The organism is Microcoleus sp. bin48.metabat.b7b8b9.023, from assembly GCF_013299185.1.
GTDB lineage: Bacteria > Cyanobacteriota > Cyanobacteriia > Cyanobacteriales > Microcoleaceae > Microcoleus.
In genome coordinates, this window is the sequence record NZ_JAAFKG010000005.1 from 131,870 (window position 1) to 156,635 (window position 24,766).

The window sequence follows — 24,766 nt, forward strand, 5'->3', positions numbered from 1 at the left end:
TTAGCCGATCGCTCTTTTTACTCAAAAAGCGCGATCGGCAAAACGGTATTAGATCAGGATTGGGGTGAAATCAGTCGAGGCGATCGCACTTGGAATCACGCCTTTGAGAGTTGCTAACAGCCGATCGCTATTTGCAAGGCGGATTAATGTGTCGCTGCCACTAGCAGTAATACTTAATTGGTTAAAGGCCAAACCGCCAGACAATCCAATTAAATCTTGACCTTTTCTGAAGTCAATAATTAAATCGCTTGACTGATTGCCTACTAACACAAAAGTGTCATTACCACTGCCACCCGTTAGCGTATCATCGCCAGCACCGCCGTACAGCAAATCATTGCCAGCGCCACCGGTGAGGATGTCATTGCCCTTGCCGCCGTACAGCGTATCGTTGCCAGCGCATCCGTCAAGAACATCATTGTCTTTGTCGCCGGATAACCAGTCGTTGCCATCACCGCCACAGAGAGTGTCCTTACCTTCACCGCCAAAGATAGTATCGCGATCGCCTTCACCTAATAGTAGATCGTTGTCTTTGCCACCAAAGATAGAATCGCTGCCGCTGCCGCCCAAAATCGTGTCGCTACCTGAGTCGCCACTTAGCCAATCGTTGCCAGCGTCGCCCAGAATGACATCGTTATCTTTGCCACCGTATACTGTGTCGTCGCCCAAGCCAGCAATTATGCGATCGCTGCCACCCAAGCCAAAAAGCTTGTCATTGCCCGCCAAACCGCCGATCGCATCTTTGCGTGCGCTGCCTGCGATCGAGTCGTTGCCAGCAGTCCCGGTGAGACTAACATCAGTCACTAACAAGCTGATGTTACTCAAATCCAAGGTATCGCAGAGGCAAGTATCTATCTCGGGAGTGGGTGTTGGTGTTGGTACAGTCGTCGGTGTTGGTGTGGGTGCAGGTGTTGGTGTTGTTGGTACAGTCGTCGGTGTTGGTGCAGGTGTTGGTGTTGGTGTTGTTGGTACAGTCGTCGGTGTTGGTGCAGGTGTTGGTGCAGGTGTAGGTGCAGGTGTGGGTGCAGGTGTTGGTGTTGATGTTCGTATTGGTGTTGGTGGAATCGGAGGTGTGGGTGTGGGTGCAGGTGTGGGTGCAGGTGTTGGTGTGGGTGCAGGTGTTGGTGTTGGTGCGGGTGTTGGTGCGGGTGTTGGTGTTGACAACGCCGTAACATTCCGAGGATTGAAGCCTGTTGGATCTATGAGTAGCGCTTTAGGGAAACTCGTCGCTACGTTTTGCCACGGCGTCAACTTGAAATTCGTGCTGAAATTCTCGTTTTGACTATCCAAAACCTGCGGATCGTTGAATCCATCTTGAGTCACCAACAAACCGGAGGGGAAGTTAGGGCCTAAAGGCACGTTAACGACATCAGCGCCGTCAGATTGCTGGTTGCTGTCGATCGCACCATTAGTACCGATCGCAAATTCACCGATAAATCCATTACTGCCACCGCGATCGTACACTGCAAACGTGTTGCTTCCCTGGCTGGAGGCGAGAAGATAACCCTTACCGTTCTCTCCGTAATAGATGGTCAGTCCTTCCACATCATCTACCAGTACAGTACCGCCTTGCGCCCGCGTGCGATCGATTAATGTGCCGGTAGAATTGCCAGTCGGTTCGGCCGAGTATTTCCAGATGCCAACATCTTCCTGTCCAACATACAGGAATCCTAATTGTTGGTCGGCAACCATACCTTCGAGTTGAGGCGATCGTCCAGCCGGTACTGTCGGTGGATTAGCTACCGTAAAATTCCGTACTAGCTTAGCACCTACTTGACCGGAAGCAGTTGCAGACAGTTCAAACTGTGCGACATCCCCAGTATTGCGGCGGTTGACAAAAACGTAAGATTTGCCAGTCGTCAGAGAACGGTACGAAGTTAAACCGTAGGCATTACTTTCGTCAGCAGAAGCTGCGGCGCTAAACGTCGGCGTGCGGAAAAGAGTACCAATGCTAGGATCGGTGATATCTTTGAGAGTCTGAGCTGGAGTAGCCGCATTGGGATCGATCTGGAAAATAGCTAATTTGTCATTGCGCCGATCGCTAGCGATCGCCAAATCCACCGTGCGATCGCCAATCTTGAAACCATACACCACATCAACATTGTTGTAGCGAATGCGATCGGTAGCTGAAACCCCAGGATTAATCGACTGCAACAGATTTCCCTGCAAATCGTACACCCGCAACCCAGCATTTTTCGCCGTCGCCACCACTAAACTCTTAGCAGGATCTGTAGGGTGAACGTAAATCGCCGGATCGTCCGCATCTGCCCGCAGTTGTGCCGACACATTCGGATCGTCCAACAGTGGAGGCGTTGTTTCGACCGTTGGTTTTGCCACCCCTACTGGAGTAGCTAAAATTAACTGACCGCCTTCTGCGTGGTTCCCCCGCAAAATTGTAGTGCTAGTTCCCGAATTTCTGATCGTGTGGGCCTGAACGTCAAACAGATAAGAACTTTGGCTGGAGTTCGACCCAAAAGCAACAATCCCAGAAGATTCCCATTCACCGGGCGTGGTGAAGTTATTAAAGTTGGCACCTCCGGCATTTTCGTTAATCTCAAACAGCGGTGACACCGTTCGAGCACCTAAAGCCCGACCATTATTGGCAGCAATATTGTACGACCAGACCCGGCCTTCGCGTTTTTCTGCCTTCATCACCTCACCGCCAAATGCTGTCTCGTCTTCCTGAAGCAAGACATTGCCTTGGGCGTCTACAGCCAGGTTGTCGTAGCTGACACCCTTACCAGGCCCTCCTTCCAGCAACAATTCAAAATTGCTAATTTGGCCCGTCGGATTAGTAGCATTTAAGCTGAAACGATAGAGTTTGCCGTAAGGATTTTCAGCCTGACTAGCGGTAGTCGTTGTAGTGCTTACTCCGGGCAAATTATTCGTCCCAGTAGTAACAAAGTAGAATGTACCGGGGTTTTTGGGGTCTTCAGCAATGTCTTCCAATCGGCGGAAGTTAGTTGAACGTCCAGAGGCATTCACCCAATTACTCAAGGCTGTACCATCAGAAACCACGCTAGAGTCTACCTCAGTCCAAGTTCCAGTCATCGCGCCAGTTTTGGAAACTTGTCCTTCGTTGTCAATGGTTCCCACACGCAAGACATACAATTTCCCGTTGTTAAACCCGTTGGGATCAGCAGCGGTTTGATCTCCAACGAACATATAAAGTTCGCCGTCGCTGGAGTCTTCAGTAGAGATCAGAACAGTCTTTTTGCTGGCGTTACCGGCGCGGTACTGAGAAGCAGAAACGACATTTTCTTTAGAATAGCGTCCCAAGCCATTAAGGGCGATCGCAGTTCCATCCGGCCTGACTGCAAAACCACGGCTAGCCGAATCAGTTTCTTCTGGCGCAAACCAAATCGGTGTAGGGTTGCCACTGCTGTCAACAAACCCAGAATCAGCCAAGTATCCCGAACAGAAGCGGCCAAAATTAAAAGTTTCCGGGCCCGTGCTACTTTGGAAGCTGTAGTTTCCGCTTGTTAAATCCAGGGCAAATGTTTTTGCACCGTCTTGAACTCGTTCAATTAAATTCCGACCGCCGATCGCCTTCCAATTTGAGTCAAACTCAAATAAGGAGACTCTGGCACCTTTGATTTTGGAATTTGTTGCTGTGCTAGAAATGTCTGTGGTTGTTGTATTACCTAATTCGTGATTGACCCAGACATAGAAGTTACCGTTGGGACGTTGTTGAATACCTAAACCATCGGGAATGCCTGTGAAAGCATAGCGATTGGTTGCGTTGGCGGTGTAGCTGCCAAAATTTCCCGTCAATTGGGGAATTTCGTCGCCTACTGTCAAGAGAGGAGTCAGTTTGTAACCTGCACTCAGATTGCTGTCACTGAGATTGTTGACGTAACTAGGGGCGGCGGTATTGCCGTTAATATTAGTCATAGGTTTGCCGATTAGTTCTTAGGAAATTACCTGGAAATTTTGCTCTGAATCTGTGTAGATGCCAGGATTTGACGCCCGTCGCATCCAAAAAGCGGGCATATCAATAATCAATATCCACAAAAAGCTTCTCATACTTTCATTAAAAATAAGTAGGGATTTAGGTTAAGTTATAGTTATAAAGAAGCTCACATCACAGCAGGTTTTAACTTCACTTGACCGGAATTCGTTAAATATTTAATCAAGAGTTTAAATATAGATTAAATTCTTGGATCGTATCTATCTCTGACTAATAATTGTCTCCCCTCAGCCTCAACCCCATCAACCTTTAAACTTGTATCCCGCTGACAAAACTCATCCAGCAACTTCAAAAAAAATACTCAAATCCCTCCCTTTCATCCACTCAGTAAAGCATGATAATTTTTGCCCAATAATTCAGCGACTGTACATTAAACCCTTTCGGCAACCAAGGCTGAAACTCCCGGTAAAAAATATTTTACTATTCGCTTGGCTCAATTCATAATTCTCGTCTCGCTGTTTTATAACCAGCCACAAATATAAACAAATACCTAACCAAAGGTTTCCCAACGTACATCCCCGGTACAGCTTTTATTTTTTATATAACCTCAAATAATTCAATATATAGCCGTTATCAGAAAGACGAGGTACGTTGTTGGGCTTGGGCCCTCTTTAAGCGGTTATATAAGCTGTCAGTCATACCTCATCTTTTTGAGAAAGGCTATATATTGAATTACTATAGCAATCGATGCCGAATTGCTGCATATCCCTCTTTCTCTCCACTCTCTTCCTCTGCGCCCTCTGTGCCTCTGCGGTTCATTAAAAAAAAGCCAGTTCACCATTTAAATAGCATTGCGATATCTTTTGAAGTTGTTGATAAATTTCTGATATCGAATCATTCTGACATCTACCTTAAGAAGTATTTTTGGGGATTTGTAGAACACATCCAATGAGGCGCAACACCTACGGAGAAAATGTACAGTACACACCCTAAAGTTAGAAATCCTATTTTTTATTGCCGAATTCCTTGAACCCTCGCAATTTATTGCTTTTGTCGCCTCAAAATTGCGCGAGATTCAGGCAGAAATTAACCTTAATTTAAACTTTTATTTAGACAAAAACAAGCTACAATTCAATTGTTTATGTGAAAGACAGGGAGTTTAAATACCAAACGTCACAAATAACAAATTAATCCCGATCGCACTTCGCGACAAACTGCGCGACAAACTTCGCGACAAACTTTAACCAAACAACCACAACTCAGGAGTCAATAGCCGATGATGCTAGGAACCACCGAGATCCCACAATTAAAGCCGCTTTCCGACTCAGAACTAGGCAAAATTAACGCTTACTGGCGGGCGGCTAACTACTTGTCCGTCGGACAAATCTATCTCCTCGACAACCCGCTACTCAAAGAACCCCTCAAACTCGAACACGTCAAACCCCGACTCCTCGGACATTGGGGCACCACTCCAGGCCTCAATTTCATCTACGTTCACCTCAACCGAGTCATCAAATCCCAAGACATCAACGCCATATACATCGCAGGCCCGGGACACGGCGGGCCGGGCTTGGTGGCTAACACCTATCTCGAAGGAACTTACACGGAATATTACTCGAACATTTCCCAAGATTCCGAGGGAATTCAACGGCTGTTCAAGCAGTTTTCGTTTCCCGGCGGTATTCCCAGTCACGTTGCGCCGGAAACTCCCGGTTCGATTCACGAGGGCGGGGAACTTGGCTACGCCCTTGTCCACGCCTACGGGGCGGCTTTTGATAATCCCGATTTAATTGTGGCGGCGGTTGTCGGCGACGGGGAAGCGGAAACCGGCCCGCTGGCTGCTAGCTGGCATTCTAACAAGTTTCTCAACCCGGTTCGGGATGGGGCCGTGTTGCCGATTTTGCACCTGAATGGCTACAAAATTGCGAATCCTACGGTGTTGGCGCGCATTCCCCGCGAGGAATTGGAGAGTTTGATGGTGGGTTACGGCTACAAACCTTATTGGGTGGAAGGTTCAGACCCGGAAACGATGCACCAGTTGATGGCTGCAACGATGGATACGGCGATCGGCGAAATTAAGTCGATTCAGCAGGAAGCGCGGACTAAGGGCTATTCCGATCGCCCGCAGTGGCCAATGATTGTACTTAAAAGCCCCAAGGGTTGGACTGGCCCGAAGGAGGTTGACGGGAAGAAAACTGAGGGTTCGTGGCGATCGCACCAAGTACCATTAGCAGAAATGGCTTCTAAGCCTGAGCACGTCCAACTCCTGGAAGATTGGATGAAAAGCTACAAGCCGGAAGAACTGTTTGACGACAAGGGTAAATTGATTGCAGAATTGGCGGAACTTGCACCCAAGGGCGATCGACGGATGGGGGCAAATCCGCACGCTAACGGCGGTCTGCTGCTGAAAGATTTGAAAATGCCGGAATTTGCCGACTACGCCGTAGATGTGCAAAAACCCGGCACTGTAATGGCAGAAGCAACCCGCATTACTGGCCGCTTCCTGCGGGATGTGATGAAACTCAATCAGGAGAACCAGAATTTCCGCATTGTCGGGCCAGACGAAACTGCTTCAAACCGCCTCGATCCGGTGTTTGAAGTGACTGGGCGGGAGTGGATGGGTAGTATTTTACCGGAGGATGACGAGCACCTTTCTCCCGACGGGCGGGTGATGGAAGTCCTCAGCGAACATCTGTGTCAGGGTTGGTTGGAAGGCTATTTGCTAACAGGAAGGCACGGCTTTTTCTCTTGTTACGAAGCATTTATTCACATCATCGATTCGATGTTCAACCAACACGCTAAATGGTTGAAAACTACTCGCGAGATTCCTTGGCGGAGACCGATCGCATCTCTCAACTACCTGCTAACATCTCACGTTTGGCGGCAAGACCACAACGGTTTTTCGCACCAAGATCCGGGTTTTATCGACCACGTAATCAACAAGAAAGCAGAAGTGGTGCGGATATATTTGCCGCCGGATGCGAACACTTTGCTGTCTGTTACCGATCACTGTCTCCGCAGTCGCCACTACGTGAACGTGATTATTGCGGGAAAGCAGCCGGCTTTGCAATATCTGGACATGGATGCTGCGATCAAACACTGTACGGCGGGCCTCGGCATTTGGGAATGGGCTAGCAATGATAAAGGCGGCGAACCGGATGTGGTGATGGCTTGCGCGGGTGATGTTCCGACGCTGGAAACTTTGGCTGCTGTTGACATTCTCCGCCGAGATTATCCCGAGTTAAAAGTGCGGGTGGTAAATGTGGTGGATTTGATGACGCTTCAGCCTTCAACAGAACATCCTCACGGTTTGTCTGACAAGGATTTTGATGCTTTGTTCACGAAAGATAAGCCAGTGATTTTTGCTTTTCACGGCTATCCTTGGCTGATTCATCGCTTGACTTACCGCCGGACGAATCACCCGAATATTCACGTCCGCGGTTATAAGGAAGAGGGGACGACTACCACGCCGTTTGATATGGTGGTGATGAACGATCTCGATCGCTTCCATTTAGTTGGTGATGTTATCGATCGCGTTCCGAAACTAAGTTATGCTGCGGCTTATGGGAAACAGGCGCTGCGGGATAAGCTGATCGAGCACAGGGAATATATCATCAAACACGGCGACGATCTGCCGGAAATCCGCGATTGGAAGTGGCCTCACGCGGGCGCGGTTGCGTCGGAAATGCCGAAGGAAACTAAGGATCCGACGGTGGTAGGAGATCAAGGTGTGCGATCGGGTGCTCCTGGGTAATAGGTTCGTAGTCAGGACTTTAGTCCTTCTTCACCTAGATTGATGCGGACTAAAGTCCTCACTACGAACCAGGTTTGTCGTTAGTCCGCGAGTCCGCCAGGGGTTGAAAACCCCTGTCTCATAGCAAAAGTCAGTTGAAACTGACTATCGATTTTAGATGTTAGATGTTAGATTGGGAATTATTGATTGGAGATTGGAGATTTGAAACTTGAAATTAGGAATTAAATGGTTTATTTAATTGGCTTTTCAGTCCTCTTTCAGAGGACTTTCGCTATGAGACGGGGGTTTTTAACCCCCGGCGGACTTGCGGGTTAGCCGATATTCATGCCTGCGCTACCTGCGTTATAATATCTAAGTCATCTTAGCATAAATCAACCACGATTTAAGATTTGTACATTCAAAAGGAGCGGTAATGCTTAAAGAAATAGAAATCCAAAATTTTAGGTGCTTCGAGCAAATCAAAATTTCTGGGTTTGAAAGAGTCAATTTAATCGGTGGTAAAAACAATGCTGGCAAAACAGCCTTGCTAGAAGCACTTTTTCTCAATGTTGCTCCATATATTAGCAGTCTAGAAATACTAAGAGATATTAGAAGGGAGTCCTCAAAAGCCTTAGAAGCTATGCCAGAAAGAGCATGGAATAACTTATTTTATACGCCAATAAAAGCTCATCAAATTATAGTTATTTTTGGGAAAAATGAAAACAATAATACCGAAAAAGTAGAAATTAAATTATCAATCGATCCAGATCAAACTAATATAAATATTGAGTCAATAATCAATGAAAAAAGTATTCATTCGACCTTTTTAAATGTTAGTGCTAAAGGTTTAGGAGCGGGTGCAAGTGGTTTTACTGATAAAAATTATATTACTGCCTTAGTATCTGGCGTAGTACCAATCATTCCCTCCTTTATCAGGATTTCGGGAATAGAACTCACAGAAGCCTACGATCGCGCTCGTTTGAATGAAAAAGATAGCGAAGTTTTAAAAGCTTTTCAAGTTATCGATCCGGCGATCGAATCAGTAGAGAGTTTTTATATTGGGGAACCAACACTATACTTGAGAAGAAAAGGCGAAAAGCGTTTGCCTCTATCATTATTTGGAGATGCCATGAACCGAGTTGCAGAGATTATTCTTAAACTGGTAAACAGCGAACACAAAATACTTCTAATCGATGAAATAGAAAATGGCATTCACTATAAAAGTCAGCGAGAGTTTTGGAGAATGTTATTTCGGTTGGCGGTGGAACTTGATACCCAGATTTTTGCCACAACTCACAGTTTAGAAATGCTGCAAGCATTTGCTGATGTCGGTTTAGAATTAGAGCAAGAATGCAGCATCGCCTATTTTGAAATGGCAAGGAAACTCAAAACAAATCAAATAATCGGAAGTCGGCTCGATTTGGAAACTTTGAATTACGCACTAGAGCATCAAGAAGGAGTGAGAGGTGAGTAATATTGTCATAGTAGAAAGCAAAAATGATAAAATTTTCATGCAGGCAATGGTTGAGAAACTAAACTGCGATATCCAGGTAGCATCACCTATTTATATAGATGATTATCAAAGTTTGGAAGGCTTGAGCGAAACAGAGTTAATCAAAGCTTTAAAAAATTTAGAAAGAAAAATTGACCGAAAAGATATCGAAAAGATTGGAATTATTATCGATATTGATAATGATTCAGAGCAGGAACGGCTGAAATTCGTAGATAGATGTATAAAACCAGTGTTTGAAGCTGAAAGCTTGTCAAGCACTAAACAATTTATCGATATTTGTACAAAACTTGGAACAAATGCAAAATTGGCTTGTTACTTTACAAATGTTGGAGGTAGAGGGGAACTGGAAACGCTTTTAAAGGCAATCAAGGCTAAAGATTCTCCCTATGCTGATTGTTTGGATAGTTGGAAAACTTGCCTAGAAAGCCAGGGAAAGAAAATCAACCAGAAAGATTTTGATAAATTCTGGATTAGCAACTATATTAGATTTGATACTTGCTCAAAGCAGGAACAGAAACGAGCAGGAGAGAAATGCAGTATGTCTAAGTTTGATTATGTTATGGAACATAAAAAAGATATTTGGGATTGGGATAATCCTGCTCTTGATGATTTGAAGGAGTTTTTTAAACTTTTTTGTTAATATGATAAAATAAAAGAGTCGGCGGTTGAAATAATCGGCGGTTGAAACCGCTTCTACACGAACGAAGTCCGCGCAACGCGAGACTGAAGAGTAAACTGGATTTGGTATCACTATTAAGTAATTTATGAGGACTGAAGTCCTCACTACGAACCTGGAATTTATGAGCTTAAAAATCTACTTTCTACGCCACGGTGAAACAGTTTACAGCAAAACAGGCGGTTTCTGCGGCGACCTCGACCCAGAATTAACGCCGGAAGGTTCTATGATGGCCGAACAATTTGCCGCAACTTATGCGAAATTGCCTTGGGATGCTGTTTATGTTAGTCCGATGAAACGGACGATCGCAACTGCAAAACCTTTGTGCGATGCTGTGGGGATTGAAATGCAACTCCGCGATGGATTGAAGGAGATTAAGTACGGCAAGTGGGAAGGCGAAACCGTTGAATCTGTTCGCGAAAAATATGCTGAAGATTACATTAATTGGTTGGCGGAACCAGCTTGGAATGCACCGACTGAGGGGGAAACTTCGGTGCAGATTTCTAGTAGAGCTTCCTTAGTTATTGCCGAAATTCAGGAAAAGTACAAGACTGGTAATGTTTTGGTGGTTTCCCACAAGGCGACTATTCGCATTATTCTGTGCGGTTTGTTGGGAATCGATCTCGGAAGTTATCGCAATCGCATTGCCACTTTAGCCGCTTCTATTAGTATAGTTAAGTTTGATGTGCGCGGGCCGATGCTGGAGGTTTTGGGCGATCGATCGCACTTGGATGAAAACCTCCGCAATTTACCCGGTACTTAGAAAAGGTGTGCAGTCCGCACCTAGATTCTAAATCGCGCCAATGTAAGACAATCCTAAAATCGTACCTGCGCCCAAAATATGACCGAAGCAGGTGGTTCCCAAGACTGCACCCAAACCAAAACCGCCGAACATATTCGCTGAAGGCATCGCCCCACCTGTGCTCTGATGCTGGATTGTTAATTTGCCGAAAGCAATGGCTAGAATATTGCAGGCAATCATAATCAGCCCAATGGTGGGGCTCCATTCTACGGTACGAGGGGCAACGGTTAATAAAATTGTTGTCAACATGGCGATCGGCTCCTTAAATTTTAATCAATGAAAATCTGATGACGAAGATATATCAAATAACCGTAACGCTTGACTACAGATTGCATTAATACTTAATATTTTGATAAATTTCTTAATAAAGTTGTCATTAATGGATAGCTAACAATCAATACGGTAGCCAGAAACCGGGTTTTTGAGCAAAATACACAGGTTCCAACCAGCAGAAAAAGTAAAAACCCGGTTTCTGAGGTTGAAGTGAGTAAGCCCTGAATTACCTATTACCAATTATCTATTACCATGAAAATCTTAGTTTTAAACGCAGGTTCTAGCAGTCAAAAAAGCTGCTTTTACGAACTAAATGACACGCTTCCCGATCGCCCGCCACAACCTCTCTGGGAAGCAAAAATCGACTGGAGTCACCGCGAAGGTGCGGGGGAGTTGCAAGTCACAACTGCTGCTGGCCATAGGTTTGAGAAAGAAATTGCCTCGGATTATCGTGCTGGGGCGATCGCTCGAATGCTAGAGACTCTGTGGCAGGGTGAAACTCAAGTTATTAACAGTTTAAACGAGATTGATATTGTCGGTCATCGCGTCGTACATGGCGGGGAAAAATATCAGCAAAGCACGCGAATTTCGCCGGAAGTCAAACAGGAAATTGCCCGTTTATCCCAGTTTGCTCCCGTCCACAATCCGATTAACTTGGAAGGTATCGAAGCCGTTGAAAAAATCCTCAAAAATGTGCCGCAAGTCGCAGTTTTTGATACAGCTTTTCACTCGGATTTGCCGCCCGCTGCGTTTGTCTATCCGGGCCCCTACGAATGGCTGGAAGACGGGATTCGCCGCTACGGTTTCCACGGGATTAGCCATCAATATTGCGCGCGCAGGGCTGCTGAAATTCTGAACCGCGATTCTGCCGATTTGCGGCTGATTAGCTGTCATTTGGGCAACGGATGCTCTCTGGCGGCGGTTCGCGACGGCCGGAGTGTTGACACTACTATGGGTTTTACTCCTTTGGATGGTTTGATGATGGGGAGTCGATCGGGTGCGATCGATCCTGGTATCATAATTCATCTGTTAAGGCGATCGCACTTTACTGCTGAGGAACTCGATAATATTCTGAATCGAAATTCTGGTTTGAAGGGGATTTCTGGGGTTTCTAGCGATATGCGGCTGATTGCGGAGGCGATCGCAAATGGCAATTCTCGGGCTCAACTTGCTTTCGATATTTACGTGCACCGTTTGCGCGCCGGTATTGGGGCGATGTTGGCGAGTTTGGGCGGGTTGGATGCTTTGATTTTTACTGCGGGTGTTGGGGAAAATTCGCCTGCTGTCAGGGCTGCTGTTTGCGAGGTTTTTGGGTTTATTGGGTTAAGGTTGGATGGGGAAAAGAATTTGAATTCGCCGGTTGATGATGATGTTGCGGCGGTAGATTCTGCGGTGCGGGTTTTGGTGATTCATACTCAGGAAGATTGGGAGATTGCGCGGGAATGTTGGGATATTTCTCGTAGATAATTCGGGATTTTTTCGGCGGTTGAGACGGCGGTTTTTTCGGCGGTTGAAACCGCGTCTACACAGACGAAACCCGACGGGAGCGGGTTGAAGAGTGCGGGGTTAGGTGCCGAGTTTTGTGCATTTAAACGATACTATGTACATAGATTGACAAGCTGACTTCGATCGCCCGAACAGCATCCACGACAACCAATATGAACGGCAACAATAAGCTCAAGACTATTTTAACTCAGTTGCGAGATTAATTTGAGATCCTGTATGGCGATCGGCGTAGGTTTAGCAGCAGGCGGTATCGCAGCATCAAGCGGTACAGACAAAGTATTCCTATTTGTTGAGTTGCGCGATCGCCCTTATCGCAGCCAGCATCACCTGGTGGTGCACCAAACCGAAAAAATAGGTCAAAAGGTCGATCGCACAGACTAATAGCGAACATACGCGCGATCGTCCCACCCAACACTCCCACCTCTTGCTGGCGAACATACCTACCAGCCAAAATTTTCATAACTATTAAGAAATATCACATTTTCGCCAGTTTTTGCAAAGGTGACTTATAGTTTGTTTTTCACGCAATTAAAACTGTAATATGAATTTAACAAATTCTCGCTATCAGCAATTAGCGCCATATTTAATATTTCTATTTATAGTCACTGTCTTTTTTGCGATCGCCTCAGTATTTCCTTACCAAATAGAGTTCGATCCAATCCCTCAAATCAAAGGAATCAACCAGTGGTTGAGCGGAGGATCTAGTTTGATCAACTCAGTTGTCACAGTAAATCAAAAAGATATCTCTCAAGATATACAAACCTGGATAGTCTGGCACGCTCCCGGCGTCACCTTCGCATTTTTACCTTTAATCGCCCTCGGATTGCCTTTAGGAATCGCAGTCAGAACAACCGCATACTTTTTGTTTGTTTCAGGCGGTCTGGGGTGGATAAAGGTAATAGATACTCTCACCTCTGACCAGAAAATCAAAATAATTATAGCTGTCCTGTTATCTATCTATTATATAGAAATTGGCTCATTATTGGTTTGTACAGCAGGAGATGTGATTCCTTGGGCAGTCATGCCTTGGGTATTACTGTACGCAATGTATCTGTGCTCAATTTTAGACTCAGGGAATAAATTTGACAGTCGCTTTCTAGTTCATGCAGCTCTACTAGGTCTACTTTTAGGAGGAATTTACTGGTTAAAATACTCTGCTTTTTTAGTTTCTCTAGGAATGCTCGCCTATCTAGCTGTATTTTTATGGTTTTTCAGCAAACAATATACCTTGAAAAACCGTTTTATCCTGTTAGCAGTTTGTACGGCATTCACCCTTTTGCCAGTAATTGGTCTGAGCGCTATTCACCATGCACTTTCTGGAGTCAATAGTGCTATAGACCAATTTGAAGCTGCTATTCCTGTGGCATCGCCTTCTACAAGAGGAATGCGTTTTTTATTGAGTTTAATAGGAGCTCCAGGTTTAGGTCTATTCAATTCAGAAATTTTTACTCAAGGTAGGCTGTTGACGTTTACAAGCACTATTCTTAAACAGTTATTTACCTTAGATATTTCACGGAAAGCAGAAACTTTTAAAATATTTGTAGGTCTGGCAGGAACCTTAGCAGCTTTTTGGTTTGTTGCAGAGTCTGCTCGCAAAAATATATACAATAAAAAACTTATTATTCTTTGGGGCTGCATTACAACGATTCCTTTTATATTCATTGCATATATATCTTATAAAACTGGAATCAATCTATTAATGGCAGGCATCGGTCGTTACAGCAATCCTTTCTTTATACTTACTGTCTTCTTTGTGATTTCTTACTACATTTACTGGATTTCAAATCATGAAAAATCTATACTGTCAAAAATTGTATTGTCTGTTGTATTGGTATTCTTTGTATTGCTGCCCCCGCTCAATTATATAGTTGATTGGGCTGAGGCTATAATTTTGCGGAAAAATTACGTAACAACAGAGAATTTTCTCTATGTCGATATCTTGTCAAAAAAGAATGTTAAATCGGTAGTTACTCAGATAAACTCTGCCGTTAAATCACCTAAAGATGTTGTCGTTTTAACTAAAGATACCGATGAATTGCGTTTTGGTTCGTGGCTGGAAATGAGACACAGAATCCTCTCACTCCCAATAGTTGACGGTGAAGAAGCTAAGAGTAAAATTACAACAGCGCAAGATTTGAGAGTCATACTTGTTGTCTCCAATGCTTTGGAGAAAAATGAAAATCAACTGGCGCTAGTCAAGCAGAGATTTGCCCAATCAACTGGATGGACTCGGCTACCCGAAAATCCAGATGCTGAGGTTTCTATTTGGTTTTCAGATTTGAAGGCTTGACTACCGATTACCAATCACCACGGACTCCCAATCATCACAAAAGCCGACCAATAATAAGGATGCGACAACTTCAAATCTGCAAACCCTTGCAAAGATTGCGGCAACTCCACTCCCTCACCCCGACTCGAACCCCGCAACTTGCCGCCCTCCAAACGCACATCTCCCCGCAACATCGCAATTTGCGCTTCTCGCAGCGCCGCCGCCTTAATTGGGGCAATCTTTAACTGCTGATAAAACTCAGCCATCAATCCCAAAGTACCCTCATCCGAAACATACCACAAACTCCCCAAAGCCGTTTTTACCCCCGCTTGCAGCGCCAAACCCCCAAAACCTAACTCCGCACTGTCATCACCCACGGCAGTCCGACAAGCACTTAAAACTAATAGATTTACCTGCGGATTATTCAATCCCAAATTACGCAATTGATTCAGTCTTAACCGACTATCCCACAACTGAATAAAAGAATTATTCGGCAGTCCCGGACGAAATTCGCCGTGAGTAGCTAAGTGAATAATCCCAAAAGGTCGGCTTTCATGCTGTTGCTTCAAATTATCGAAAGTGAAACCCTCATTCAGAAAACTGATTCCCGGCCATTCTCGCGAAATAGCCGCTATTTCCGCAGGAACCGCTGGTAAAGGATTCAACTCCGAAAATTGCGATGCACCCATTGCTAAAACTTCAGATTTCCTGATATCGACGTAGCGAGTATCTGTTAAATTAATGCTGGGCATCAGGCTGAGATTGTACTTTTCGATCAAAAATTGCTTTTCGTCGTGCAAAGCTGCAAAGGGCATACCTCTCAAACCGCGATCGACTACAAAAGAAATAGTATCAGTTTCGCACTTCTTCAAATTCTCCTCCAAAGGCTTCACCATCCACTTATAAAGCTGTTGGGCAGATGGTAGATAACTCGTAGTATTACGCCTGGCTGGATTAGTAATCTCATTCCTAAACATAGTTACAACTTTGAGCAATTCTTCCCGGCGCGCTTCCGGCACAGTTTTGTGAACCACTGCACCGCAAGAATCTACTAACATTAAATCTAATTTTTCCGATCGCGAAAACAGATAAATTAAGCTGGGTTTCGTTTTCGTTTCGGCGCCCACCGATACTAATTTTTTCTTGATGTCGTCTACCGATAGTAAATCCTTGCTGATGTTACGACCGAAATATTCCTCGAATTCTTGACCAAAAGATTTCTCCAGCAGAGGTAAAGCTGCTGATAGTTTCCCTGCATCCAAGTTCCTGCCGATGTCGCTGCGAAATGCTGCCCCAAAAATTGGTTCTCTGGGATTTCCACCGATGAAATTTCTGAGTTCTCTCGGAGATTGCATTCTTTCCGGCGGCATCCTTTCATCGGGTTTTCCTATATCTCGCGATATTCTGTTTTGGTTCCGTAGCTGTTCGGGATTTAAGGGTTGTTTGGAATCGGGAAAAATCGATCGCGATTTATCTAATGGAAATCTATCGATTAGCGATGGTGGCAACGAATTTGGGTTATTGCGATCGATTGGATTGTTGGGATTGTTGGGATTATTCGGATTGTTGGGATTGTCGGGATTAATTGGATTATTTGGATTATTTGGATTGAGTGGATTACTGGGATTGAGTGGATTATCTGGATTTAGTGGATTTAGTGGATTGTTGAGATTATTGGGATTGTTGCGATTGTTGGGATTGTTGCGATTGTTGGGATTATTCGGATTGTTGGGATTGTCGGGATTGTCGGGATTAATTGGTTGGTTGGTAGTGACGATCGCACTATTGCCCTGAGTGTAAGAATTTATGAAAGATTGCCCCTGAGTAATCGTACCAGAAGTATTGCTCGCGATCGCCCCAGCAGTCCCGTTAGTCGTCGCATTTCCCACCGCAAAAGGCGTCGGCGGATTGACATCACCGCCGCCGTGGGCGATCCTCACTGTACCCGGTTGAGTGCCGCCAACAGTCGAGATACTGACAGGAGTGCCGTTTTGGTCAAAAGTACCCGTCACCCGCACCAAACCCGGAGTCTGGATATTCACCGTACCGCCGGGAGCATTGATTGATGTAATGCTAATATCATTTTGAGCGTTAAGATTTACTCCAGAAGTGCGATCGACAACCGCAGGATTAACATTTATTGCCCCGGTTCTGATTTGCCCTCCCGCTAAAATATCCACAACTTCCGCAGCATTGATATTACCAGTAGTGACATTTCCCCTAGGGCTAGTTAAATCAATTCCAACTCCCTGCAAATTACCCGCAGTCACGTTTCCCAGTGCTTCTAAATTGATATTGCCAGTTGACAAAGTATTGCCGATCGCAATATTGCCACCGCTATTAACATCAACAGCACTTCCTTGCAAATTACCAGCCGTCACATTTCCCAGTGCTTCTAAATTGATATTTCCAGTTGACAAAGTATTACCGATCGCCATATTGCCACCGCTATTAACATCAACTGTACTTCCTTGTAAATTTCCCGCAGTAAAATTAGTCGGTGTTCTCGAAACAATCCTGGCAGCAGGAGCATTTATCCCGATCGCGCTAATATTATTTCCAGCATTGAGAGTTACCGCCGACAGGGGATTAACTGGCTGTGTAGTAGGGCGAGTAATATTAACTGTTCCGGTTTGAATTTGCTGCCCCGCCGAAATCGTAACTTGTTCGGCAGCGGTGAGATTGCCAGCGGTGACATTTCCGGTGGTGCTGTTAAGATTAATCCCCACTCCCTGCAAATTTCCGGCATTTAAATTGCCAGAAGCTGTCAAATCTACATTAGCTGTAGCGTTGGTATTACCAGTGGTAACAGTTCCCGAATTGCTGGCAACATTAACTCCGACACCTTGCAAATTTCCTGAACTTACATTGCCAGGAGTTCTGATATTGATATTTCCTGTTGACGCAGTATTCGCAGTTGTAATATTCCCCGTGGTGCTGGAAACATCCACGACTCCGCCCTGCAAATTTCCGGCAGTTAAGTTGTTGGTTGCTCTCAAAGCAACGGTGGCAGTGGGAGCATTAACCGATGCGACATTAATATTAGTGTTCGCGTCCAGATTGACTGTGGGAGTAGTAGGATTAACTGGATTAACTGGATTTGCTGCGATCGCATTAACGGTTATTGGCGCTGTACTGATTTGCTGTCCTGCTACAACTCTGACATCTCCCGTAGAGTCGATCGCACCTGTAGCGACACTTCCGGTGCGGCTGGTGGCTCCAACAGTCCTACCCGTGAGGTTCCCCACGTTTAAGTCCCCAGGAGCTGCCAAGGTGACATTCTCGGTTGCTGTAACGCTGGCAGGTGTAGTATTCGGGACGATTGTATTGGGATCGTTCAACACTCCCAGAGCGCCGGAGTTGCTGGTAACATTAACTTGAGAACCCCGCAAAGTGCCAAAATTGACATTGCCGAATGCTGTAAGTGCGATCGCCCCAGAATTCCCAGTGTCGATCGCGCGCGTTACTATATTACCCCCAGTCGAATTCAGATTAATATTGCCCTTGATATCAGCCGGAACGATGTCATTTGTCAAATTAATATTGTTAGCAGCCTGAATGTTAATCGTCGAAGCAGACGTTAATCTACCTCCAACTATCGCAGCCCCTTCCCTGCTTTCGAGATTAATTTGACCGCCATTAATATTTCTAGTTACCACCTCTTGCGCCGCCGACAAAATCACAGGCCCGCCCGCCGAAATGTTTTCCACAGAAATCAAAGTTCTGCCACTCAAAATTGGCGTCGAACTGAAAATACTATCATCATCTACACTGTCAGGAGAAATACTCACCGGATTTGCCAAACTTGCTACTCCCGCCCGGAGAATTAAGGCTGGACTGGTAGTTAAAATAGCAATATCTGGATCTGAAGTCGCATTTTCAGTCCGCAATCCAACATCCGGGCCGGTAATTGTAATATCCTCGCCCACAATACTGCCCCTCGCCTCGACTTTCAGCGAAACCCCAGTATAATCTCCCAAGAAAACATCACCTTCGGAACTAATAATCGGGTCAAATAAACTGACAAAATTTCCCGGCATTCCCGACAGATTCCGCACCGAAAAATTGCCCCTCGAAGCAAAGTGAGCATCCCCAGAAATGACACCGTTGCTGACTAAACTCAAATTGCCGCCGCTTTGAAATTGCGGGGGAAGAGACAAGCCGCCCGTCGCGTTTAAGGTGAGAATGTCGATCGCGCGATCGGCCCGAATCTCTAAATTCCCCCCAGCCCGTGCCAAAAAAGGACTCAGCGCGCGATCGCGAACCCGCACCGCATCCCGTGCCAGCAAATTCAAATCCCCCGCAGTTTGCAGCCTAGCCCCCGCTAACGTCAGATTTCCCGCAGCCGAAACAGTCGCACTTCCGGCATTCACCTGCGGAAGTACAGACAAGCCGGTTTCCGTAGGGGCGGTGCCCCCGTGCCCGCCCTCCACGCTGAAATCTGCTGTAGTCCCAGCAGCAATTGCCACATCCCCAGAATTCACCTGCAAACCAGAGTCCACAAGCTGCACGCTACCATCAGCAGCAACAGCAACACCCGTCGCCTGATTTTGGCCAGAACCTGTCAGCAACTGCGACAAAGAAACAGGATTCAAACTTTGTTGAGAATTCGGAAAATTAGCACCAGTTGGGATTTCCAAATTCAACAAAAGCCCCCGTTGACCGATCCGCAAAACATTCTCGCCCGGAACAGCAACAACAGTAATTTGTCCGCCCGGTGCCGACAACTGCCCCGTACTCACAACCGTACCGCCCAGCAAAGCCAAACTTTGGCCCGGAGTCACAGCCAAATTGCCAGCATTAACAATACTTCCCGGTTGATTCGCCCCAAAATAAAAAGCATTTGGCGCACCAACTAAGGCACTAAAATTATTTGTACCTGCCGCATTAAACCAATTAGAACCAAAACCCACATTATTAGCAGTAGTCGCAGTAAAAGCACCAGGCACATTCAAACTCGCGTTCGGGCCAAACACAATCCCCGCAGGATTAATTAAAAACAGATTAGAATTGCCACCCGTGACCGTAATTAAACCATTAATTAGCGAAGGGTTCCCACCAGCAATGCGAGCTAATATATTTTGAATAGCCGAATTAGTCAGAAAATTAGCAACTTGACCTTCATTCAAGCCGAACTGCCCAAAACTGTGAAAAAGATTCGCCCCGTCTCCCGACAAACTGCCACCGTTAATATCGTAGCGGTTGCCATTGCGGATGACAGCAGTGCCAGTACCGTCAGCAGCAGGCACAACTGTTTGCGCCTGCGCGAAAGTATTAAAAATTAACAAAGAAAACGGACAAATAAATAGCCCGACCTTTTTAATCTTTAAGTTGACATTTTTCATGGGCAGCTACAGTCGATCGCAATTTCCCTCAATTATCGCACCCGCGCACAAAATAATCGTAAATTACAAATTAATTAGCTCATGACAACTCCCACAATCAAAAGCTTGTACACAGACGGCGCTTGTTCCGGCAACCCAGGCCCCGGCGGTTGGGGTGCAGTCATCTGCTTCGCCGACGGCAAATGTCACGAACTAGGCGGGCGAGACCCCCAAACTACCAACAACCGCATGGAAATGCAGGCTGCCGTCGCTGCACTCGAATTTTTTGCCAATTCCGGTCAAACCGAACCAGTCACCGTTTACACCGACAGCGAATACGTTAAAAACGGCATCACCAAATGGATTCAAGGCTGGAAAAACAAAGGCTGGAAAACCTCAACAGGCAAAGATGTCGTCAACCAAGACCTTTGGCACCTGCTAGACAAGCTGAATTCCCGACAAATCAAGTGGGAACACGTCCGCGGCCACTCCGGCGACTTCTACAACGACAGGTGCGATGAAATTGCCCGCAGCTTCTCTCACAATCGCACTCCCGCCCTGCAACAGCATCGACCAACAACAGATGAGTCTGGGTCATCGCCGCTAGACATTGAAAACCCAATTGTTTTGGAAGAAACGGACACAACTGGTAACAAAACGATAGAATCCTATGTCATAACTTCTGACCTTCCGATCTCCAACTCTACCATGATGGATTCAACTGCCGATACCCTGGAGAACTTACCCCGCGAGGTGAGGGTTCAGGAACTCCGCAACCTGATCGAGACGTTGCACATAGCTGACGAAGTTGCCACCAAAGGCTACTTGATTACCAGTTCTGAACTGGCTGATTTGATGGATGTAAATGCCAGCGCTGTCACCAGCCGTGGAGACAACTGGGTTTGGCGCAACTGGGTAGTTTCTCGCGTGCGCCGCGAGGGCAACCAAATTCTCTGGCAATTAGAGCGCATCGACCACGTTAGTACGACTGATTAATCATCAGTCATAAGTCCTCAGTCAGATTGTGACAAATGCCTTCTGGCTGCTGCAATATCTAGGACTAATTGCAAGAACTCAAACGGTAGGTGCGCGCAGCGCACCTTACCTGTTTCCAGAGAGGAAAAATAATTTAACTTATAATTAAATACGGTTTAGTTAAAATGGTCATTGCGAGGAACGAAGCAATCTCTGTATCTATTTTTTATATAGTTTTACCCCTAGGGCGGTCTTAAGTAAATGGTATTATAAAACTTCATTAAGTTTGTAAGCAATAGTAACCAATGATAGTATCATATAGTCAGAAAGTCAACAAACGAGAATTATAGCGATCGTTAAAAAATGGAGAGTCTAAATGCAACTAGCAGAGAGACACATCATTAAATCCACCGAACACCGTTTTATTGAAATTGATGTACTAGCCTTTAAATCCAAAAATTTGTATAACGCCGCTAACTACATTATCCGTCAAAGTTTTGTTTACGGATGGGGTTATATCAATTACAACGAAATGAATCGTTTGATGAAATCTCATCAAGCATACAAAGAATTGCCAGCCAAGGTAAGTCAACAAATATTAATGATATTAGACAAAAATTGGAAGTCTTTTTTTGAAGCAGTCAAAGCTTACAAAAATAACCCCACAAAATTCAGCGGTCGCCCGAAATTACCGAAGTACAAAGATAAAGTCAAGGGTCGGAATATTCTAGTCTATACGATTCAAGCCATTAGTAGCAAGGAACTCAAGAAAGGAATTATCAAGCTTTCCGGTACTAATATTTTAATTAAAACCCAGGTCAAACCAGAGAAAATTTGTCAAATTAGATTAGTGCCAAAATGTGATTCCTATGTAATTGAGGTAATTTACAATGCCTGTACCCAGCCGGAGTCCACCGTCGAGAACAAAAAAGAATTAGTAGCTAGTATCGATTTAGGATTGAATAACTTAGTAGCGCTAACTTCAAATCAGCCGGGATTTGTCCCATTACTGATTAACGGGCGACCACTGAAATCAATTAATCAATTCTACAACAAACGTAAGGCACAACTACAATCTCAATTAAAGGGAAATCGCTGCTCCTCCTCACGCCTTGGGCGCCTAACTCGTTGCCGCCATCAAAAAGTTAATAACTACTTGCATCACACCAGTCGGCAGATAATCAATCTGCTTGCATCAGAAAAGATAGGGATGCTAGTAATTGGCAAAAACCCACAATGGAAAAACGAGATTAATTTAGGAAAGAAAACTAATCAAAACTTTGTCAGCATTCCTCATTCTCGACTAATTGAAATGTTGAAATACAAAGCTGAATTGGTCGGAATAAAGGTAATAGAGCAAGAAGAATCCTATACTTCCAAATCTAATTTTCTGAATTTAGATCCAATTCCTGTCTACGGAAATATTGGCTCTCAGGATGTCACATTTAGTGGGAAACGAATTAAGAGAGGATTGTATAGAACGTCGTGCAGTAGATTGATTAATGCCGATGTTAACGCATCTTATAATATCTTAAGAAAAGCAATCCCAAATGCTTTTAGCGATGGGATAGGGAGCTGCGTAGCTCAGCCGAGGCGGGTCAATCCGCTCGAAGTGAAAGGGAAAGGGGAGAGACTTGATGCCTCCCACGTCATATCATAGATGACTATACTTTTACCAGCTATTTTATGCAAATTACGACTGTCGCCGGCCCTGCGGGGCGACTCAATCTCACCGACACGGGCGCAGCCAGCAGCGCAGAAGCACAACCCATCCCCCTCCTGTTAGTACACGGTATGGCATACCACCTCGGAGTCTGGGACGAGACGATCGCACTTTTGCGCGCCAATCTCGGCCCAAACCAGCGCATTCTGGCGATCGACCTCCGGGGCCACGGCGCATCCGATCCGCCCGCAGACGGCGACTACACACCCCATAGCTGCGCCACCGACATCATCGCCATCCTCGACGCCCTGAATATCCCCCAAGTAGCCCTCGTCGGGCACAGCTTCGGTTCCCTCGTCGTCCTCGCCACCGCCGACGCCGCCCCAACCCGAATCACCCGCGTCATCCTAGCCGATCCCCCCGGTGACTTTAACTACCTGCCACCATCCGTATACGAAGAACAGATGGTTCCCTTCCTCGCAGCGCTAGCGGGCGATGACTACCGCGCTGCGGCAGAGGAAAAGTTCTCCCAAGCCCTCGAAGGCGGTACTGCTGCGACGCGGGAAACCACGATCGCACACCTTAGGGCCACGCCGCGCGATCGCCTCATCGGTATGTACAAAGGTATGTTTGCTTACGATGCAGTTGGTGCGATCGATCGCATCCTTGCAACTGGGGGCACTCAAATCTCAGCAGTCCTCGCCCCGGCCAACTCCTGGCCCTTCAGCCTCCACCTACTCCGCCCCCAAATTGCCACCACCGTCATACCAGAAACCAGCCACTGGTTGCAGCTTGATGCGCCGGTTCCCTTTGCCGAAGCAGTGACAGCGGCACTGATTAGTGATTAGTCATCAGTCATCAGTCATCAGTCATTAGTCATCTCCGGTGGATTGACCACAATCAGATTGGTTCGTAGTGCGGACTTCAGTCCGCAGCATTATGCGGACACCAGGACGCACTACGAACCGTTTTTGTGATGGTAATCTACCGGACATGATATGAGTCATTGAAGGCGATCGATCTCCTATGTTGAACACCATTTAGGCATTTGCGAGCTCAGAAACCGGGTTTTTTACCATTACTGCGGGCTGCGGCGAAGGATTTTCGTAAAAACAACCCGGTTTCTCGCCACCCGTTGTAATTATCTGCGTTAATTTGCGTTCATCTGCGGTTGAACGATCGATCGAATATTTATCTATTCAAGTAAGTCTCTATCAAAAGCACGACGGGAATCATCCAACAAAGCATCAAGTTCAGCAGCGACTTTCCACGGATTTCGACCTTTGAACACAGCAGCGATCGCAGCTTCATAGGGATTTCTGCCAGTTTTTTTGACAGCCGCGATCGCCTTTTGGTTAGAAAATCCCCGCCCGCTAACCAACCAAGCAGCCAAAACCTGTCCTGTGCGCCCAATCCCGCCACCGCAGTGAACCACCACCCGATCGCCCGATCGACTTGCAGAAGCCAAAAACGGTAAAATGCGATCGACTAAAATCGAGCGATCGGCCAATTCAAAATCTGCGATCGGAGCCCAGCAAACGCGATCGCACCCAAAAACATTTCGATAGGTTCCCAACAAGTCAGAATAGCCCGTGAGTTGTGTCTCAGGAAGCAAGCAGCAAACTCGATCGATCTTCTGTCGCCGCATAAAATCAATCCAGCCAGCAACTTCCTCATCGCGGTATCCCGGTTTTGCCGCACCAAACACAACTAATTCATCCTCCGCAGCCGCCGCAAACTTGTACATCAGCCCTCAATTTAAATCATAAAATAACTTAGAGATTTTTAGATATTCTTACTTTACTTCTTAAGTGGCTAGCTTAACTGTCTAACTGTCCTGGACGTTCACCATAAATCAGGACAAAGTTGATATATCAGCGTGCAGCGTTAGATTTCAATAAATCAGGCAATCAACCATGCTATTTAAGTATGGCGATAAGTCCTATTATTCCAATTCACATTGCACTCAAATTCACAGCAAAGTCTTGAGTGCAATGCTCACCTATCGCCGCATCTGGCATCTGCAAATAGCCAATTAGATTTGCAATTTGTAGATAAGCTCTTAACGTATCGCGATACTTTCTATCGCCCGATACAGTTCAGACAAATAGATCGTTATTCTTGG

General features: G+C 45.8%; 15 protein-coding genes. 10 read left to right on the forward strand and 5 right to left on the reverse strand.

Annotation, left to right across the window (positions count from 1 at the left end; all coding sequences use genetic code 11):
- Positions 1-48: 48 nt before the first annotated feature.
- On the reverse strand, positions 49-3,891 hold the full coding sequence (locus QZW82_RS05085; protein ID WP_293145532.1) for a phytase: 3,843 nt from the start codon (positions 3,889-3,891) through the stop codon (positions 49-51).
- Positions 3,892-5,183: 1,292 nt separating this feature from the next.
- Between QZW82_RS05085 and QZW82_RS05090 the strand changes: the two genes are divergently transcribed.
- The 4 genes from QZW82_RS05090 (at position 5,184) to QZW82_RS05105 (ending at position 10,592) form a co-directional block, all read left to right on the forward strand.
- On the forward strand, positions 5,184-7,661 hold the full coding sequence (locus tag QZW82_RS05090; RefSeq protein WP_293145535.1) for a phosphoketolase: 2,478 nt from the start codon (positions 5,184-5,186) through the stop codon (positions 7,659-7,661).
- A 412-nt stretch (positions 7,662-8,073) separates the two neighbouring features.
- A complete protein-coding gene (locus tag QZW82_RS05095) occupies positions 8,074-9,114 on the forward strand; it encodes an ATP/GTP-binding protein (protein WP_293145538.1) in 1,041 nt (346 codons plus the stop codon).
- Positions 9,107-9,793: a DUF3226 domain-containing protein gene (locus QZW82_RS05100; protein ID WP_293145541.1), complete on the forward strand. Its 687-nt coding sequence runs from the start codon at positions 9,107-9,109 to the stop codon at positions 9,791-9,793. Before QZW82_RS05095 ends, QZW82_RS05100 begins: the two co-directional genes overlap by 8 nt.
- A gap of 160 nt (positions 9,794-9,953) precedes the next feature.
- Positions 9,954-10,592, forward strand: coding sequence for a histidine phosphatase family protein (locus QZW82_RS05105; RefSeq protein WP_293145544.1), 639 nt, complete (start codon positions 9,954-9,956; stop codon positions 10,590-10,592).
- 27 nt (positions 10,593-10,619) lie between these two features.
- Here QZW82_RS05105 and psaK read toward each other — a convergent pair whose 3' ends face one another.
- Positions 10,620-10,880, reverse strand: coding sequence for a photosystem I reaction center subunit PsaK (psaK, locus tag QZW82_RS05110; protein ID WP_293145547.1), 261 nt, complete (start codon positions 10,878-10,880; stop codon positions 10,620-10,622).
- A 276-nt stretch (positions 10,881-11,156) separates the two neighbouring features.
- On the opposite strand from psaK, the gene QZW82_RS05115 reads away from it, so the two are divergent.
- From QZW82_RS05115 to QZW82_RS05125, 3 genes are all read left to right on the forward strand, one after another.
- On the forward strand, positions 11,157-12,371 hold the full coding sequence (locus tag QZW82_RS05115) for an acetate kinase (protein WP_293145550.1): 1,215 nt from the start codon (positions 11,157-11,159) through the stop codon (positions 12,369-12,371).
- 255 nt (positions 12,372-12,626) lie between these two features.
- On the forward strand, positions 12,627-12,791 hold the full coding sequence (locus QZW82_RS05120) for a hypothetical protein (RefSeq protein ID WP_293145553.1): 165 nt from the start codon (positions 12,627-12,629) through the stop codon (positions 12,789-12,791).
- A 160-nt stretch (positions 12,792-12,951) separates the two neighbouring features.
- Positions 12,952-14,700: a hypothetical protein gene (locus QZW82_RS05125; protein ID WP_293145556.1), complete on the forward strand. Its 1,749-nt coding sequence runs from the start codon at positions 12,952-12,954 to the stop codon at positions 14,698-14,700.
- A 14-nt stretch (positions 14,701-14,714) separates the two neighbouring features.
- On the opposite strand, the gene QZW82_RS05130 is transcribed toward QZW82_RS05125, so the two are convergent.
- Positions 14,715-20,024, reverse strand: coding sequence for a CHAT domain-containing protein (locus tag QZW82_RS05130; RefSeq protein WP_293145559.1), 5,310 nt, complete (start codon positions 20,022-20,024; stop codon positions 14,715-14,717).
- Positions 20,025-20,105: 81 nt separating this feature from the next.
- Between QZW82_RS05130 and rnhA the strand changes: the two genes are divergently transcribed.
- From rnhA to QZW82_RS05145, 3 genes are all read left to right on the forward strand, one after another.
- Positions 20,106-20,999: a ribonuclease HI gene (rnhA, locus tag QZW82_RS05135; RefSeq protein ID WP_293145562.1), complete on the forward strand. Its 894-nt coding sequence runs from the start codon at positions 20,106-20,108 to the stop codon at positions 20,997-20,999.
- Positions 21,000-21,354: 355 nt separating this feature from the next.
- On the forward strand, positions 21,355-22,638 hold the full coding sequence (locus tag QZW82_RS05140) for a transposase (RefSeq protein WP_293145565.1): 1,284 nt from the start codon (positions 21,355-21,357) through the stop codon (positions 22,636-22,638).
- Positions 22,639-22,664: 26 nt separating this feature from the next.
- Positions 22,665-23,489 carry an alpha/beta hydrolase gene (locus tag QZW82_RS05145; RefSeq protein WP_293145569.1) on the forward strand — a complete coding sequence of 275 codons (825 nt, stop codon included), beginning with the start codon at positions 22,665-22,667 and terminating at the stop codon, positions 23,487-23,489.
- 24 nt (positions 23,490-23,513) lie between these two features.
- Here the strand turns inward: QZW82_RS05145 and QZW82_RS05150 are convergent, their stop codons facing one another.
- Together QZW82_RS05150 and QZW82_RS05155 are read right to left on the reverse strand one after the other, a co-directional pair.
- Positions 23,514-23,681: a hypothetical protein gene (locus tag QZW82_RS05150; RefSeq protein ID WP_293145572.1), complete on the reverse strand. Its 168-nt coding sequence runs from the start codon at positions 23,679-23,681 to the stop codon at positions 23,514-23,516.
- Between the two features lie 155 nt (positions 23,682-23,836).
- Positions 23,837-24,388, reverse strand: a complete 552-nt coding sequence (locus tag QZW82_RS05155; RefSeq protein ID WP_293145575.1) for a dual specificity protein phosphatase family protein — start codon at positions 24,386-24,388, stop codon at positions 23,837-23,839.
- Positions 24,389-24,766 lie beyond the last annotated feature (378 nt).

Excerpts from the sequence above, each read along its gene's own strand:
- QZW82_RS05085 (WP_293145532.1), bottom strand. The coding sequence starts at position 3,891 with ATGACTAATATTAACGGCAATACCGCCGCCCCTAGTTACGTCAACAAT.
- QZW82_RS05090 (WP_293145535.1), top strand. The coding sequence starts at position 5,184 with ATGATGCTAGGAACCACCGAGATCCCACAATTAAAGCCGCTTTCCGAC.
- QZW82_RS05095 (WP_293145538.1), top strand. The coding sequence starts at position 8,074 with ATGCTTAAAGAAATAGAAATCCAAAATTTTAGGTGCTTCGAGCAAATC.
- QZW82_RS05105 (WP_293145544.1), top strand. The coding sequence starts at position 9,954 with ATGAGCTTAAAAATCTACTTTCTACGCCACGGTGAAACAGTTTACAGC.
- psaK (WP_293145547.1), bottom strand. The coding sequence starts at position 10,880 with ATGTTGACAACAATTTTATTAACCGTTGCCCCTCGTACCGTAGAATGG.
- QZW82_RS05115 (WP_293145550.1), top strand. The coding sequence starts at position 11,157 with ATGAAAATCTTAGTTTTAAACGCAGGTTCTAGCAGTCAAAAAAGCTGC.
- QZW82_RS05120 (WP_293145553.1), top strand. The coding sequence starts at position 12,627 with ATGGCGATCGGCGTAGGTTTAGCAGCAGGCGGTATCGCAGCATCAAGC.
- QZW82_RS05125 (WP_293145556.1), top strand. The coding sequence starts at position 12,952 with ATGAATTTAACAAATTCTCGCTATCAGCAATTAGCGCCATATTTAATA.
- QZW82_RS05130 (WP_293145559.1), bottom strand. The coding sequence starts at position 20,024 with ATGAAAAATGTCAACTTAAAGATTAAAAAGGTCGGGCTATTTATTTGT.
- rnhA (WP_293145562.1), top strand. The coding sequence starts at position 20,106 with ATGACAACTCCCACAATCAAAAGCTTGTACACAGACGGCGCTTGTTCC.
- QZW82_RS05140 (WP_293145565.1), top strand. The coding sequence starts at position 21,355 with ATGCAACTAGCAGAGAGACACATCATTAAATCCACCGAACACCGTTTT.
- QZW82_RS05145 (WP_293145569.1), top strand. The coding sequence starts at position 22,665 with ATGCAAATTACGACTGTCGCCGGCCCTGCGGGGCGACTCAATCTCACC.
- QZW82_RS05150 (WP_293145572.1), bottom strand. The coding sequence starts at position 23,681 with ATGGTGTTCAACATAGGAGATCGATCGCCTTCAATGACTCATATCATG.
- QZW82_RS05155 (WP_293145575.1), bottom strand. The coding sequence starts at position 24,388 with ATGTACAAGTTTGCGGCGGCTGCGGAGGATGAATTAGTTGTGTTTGGT.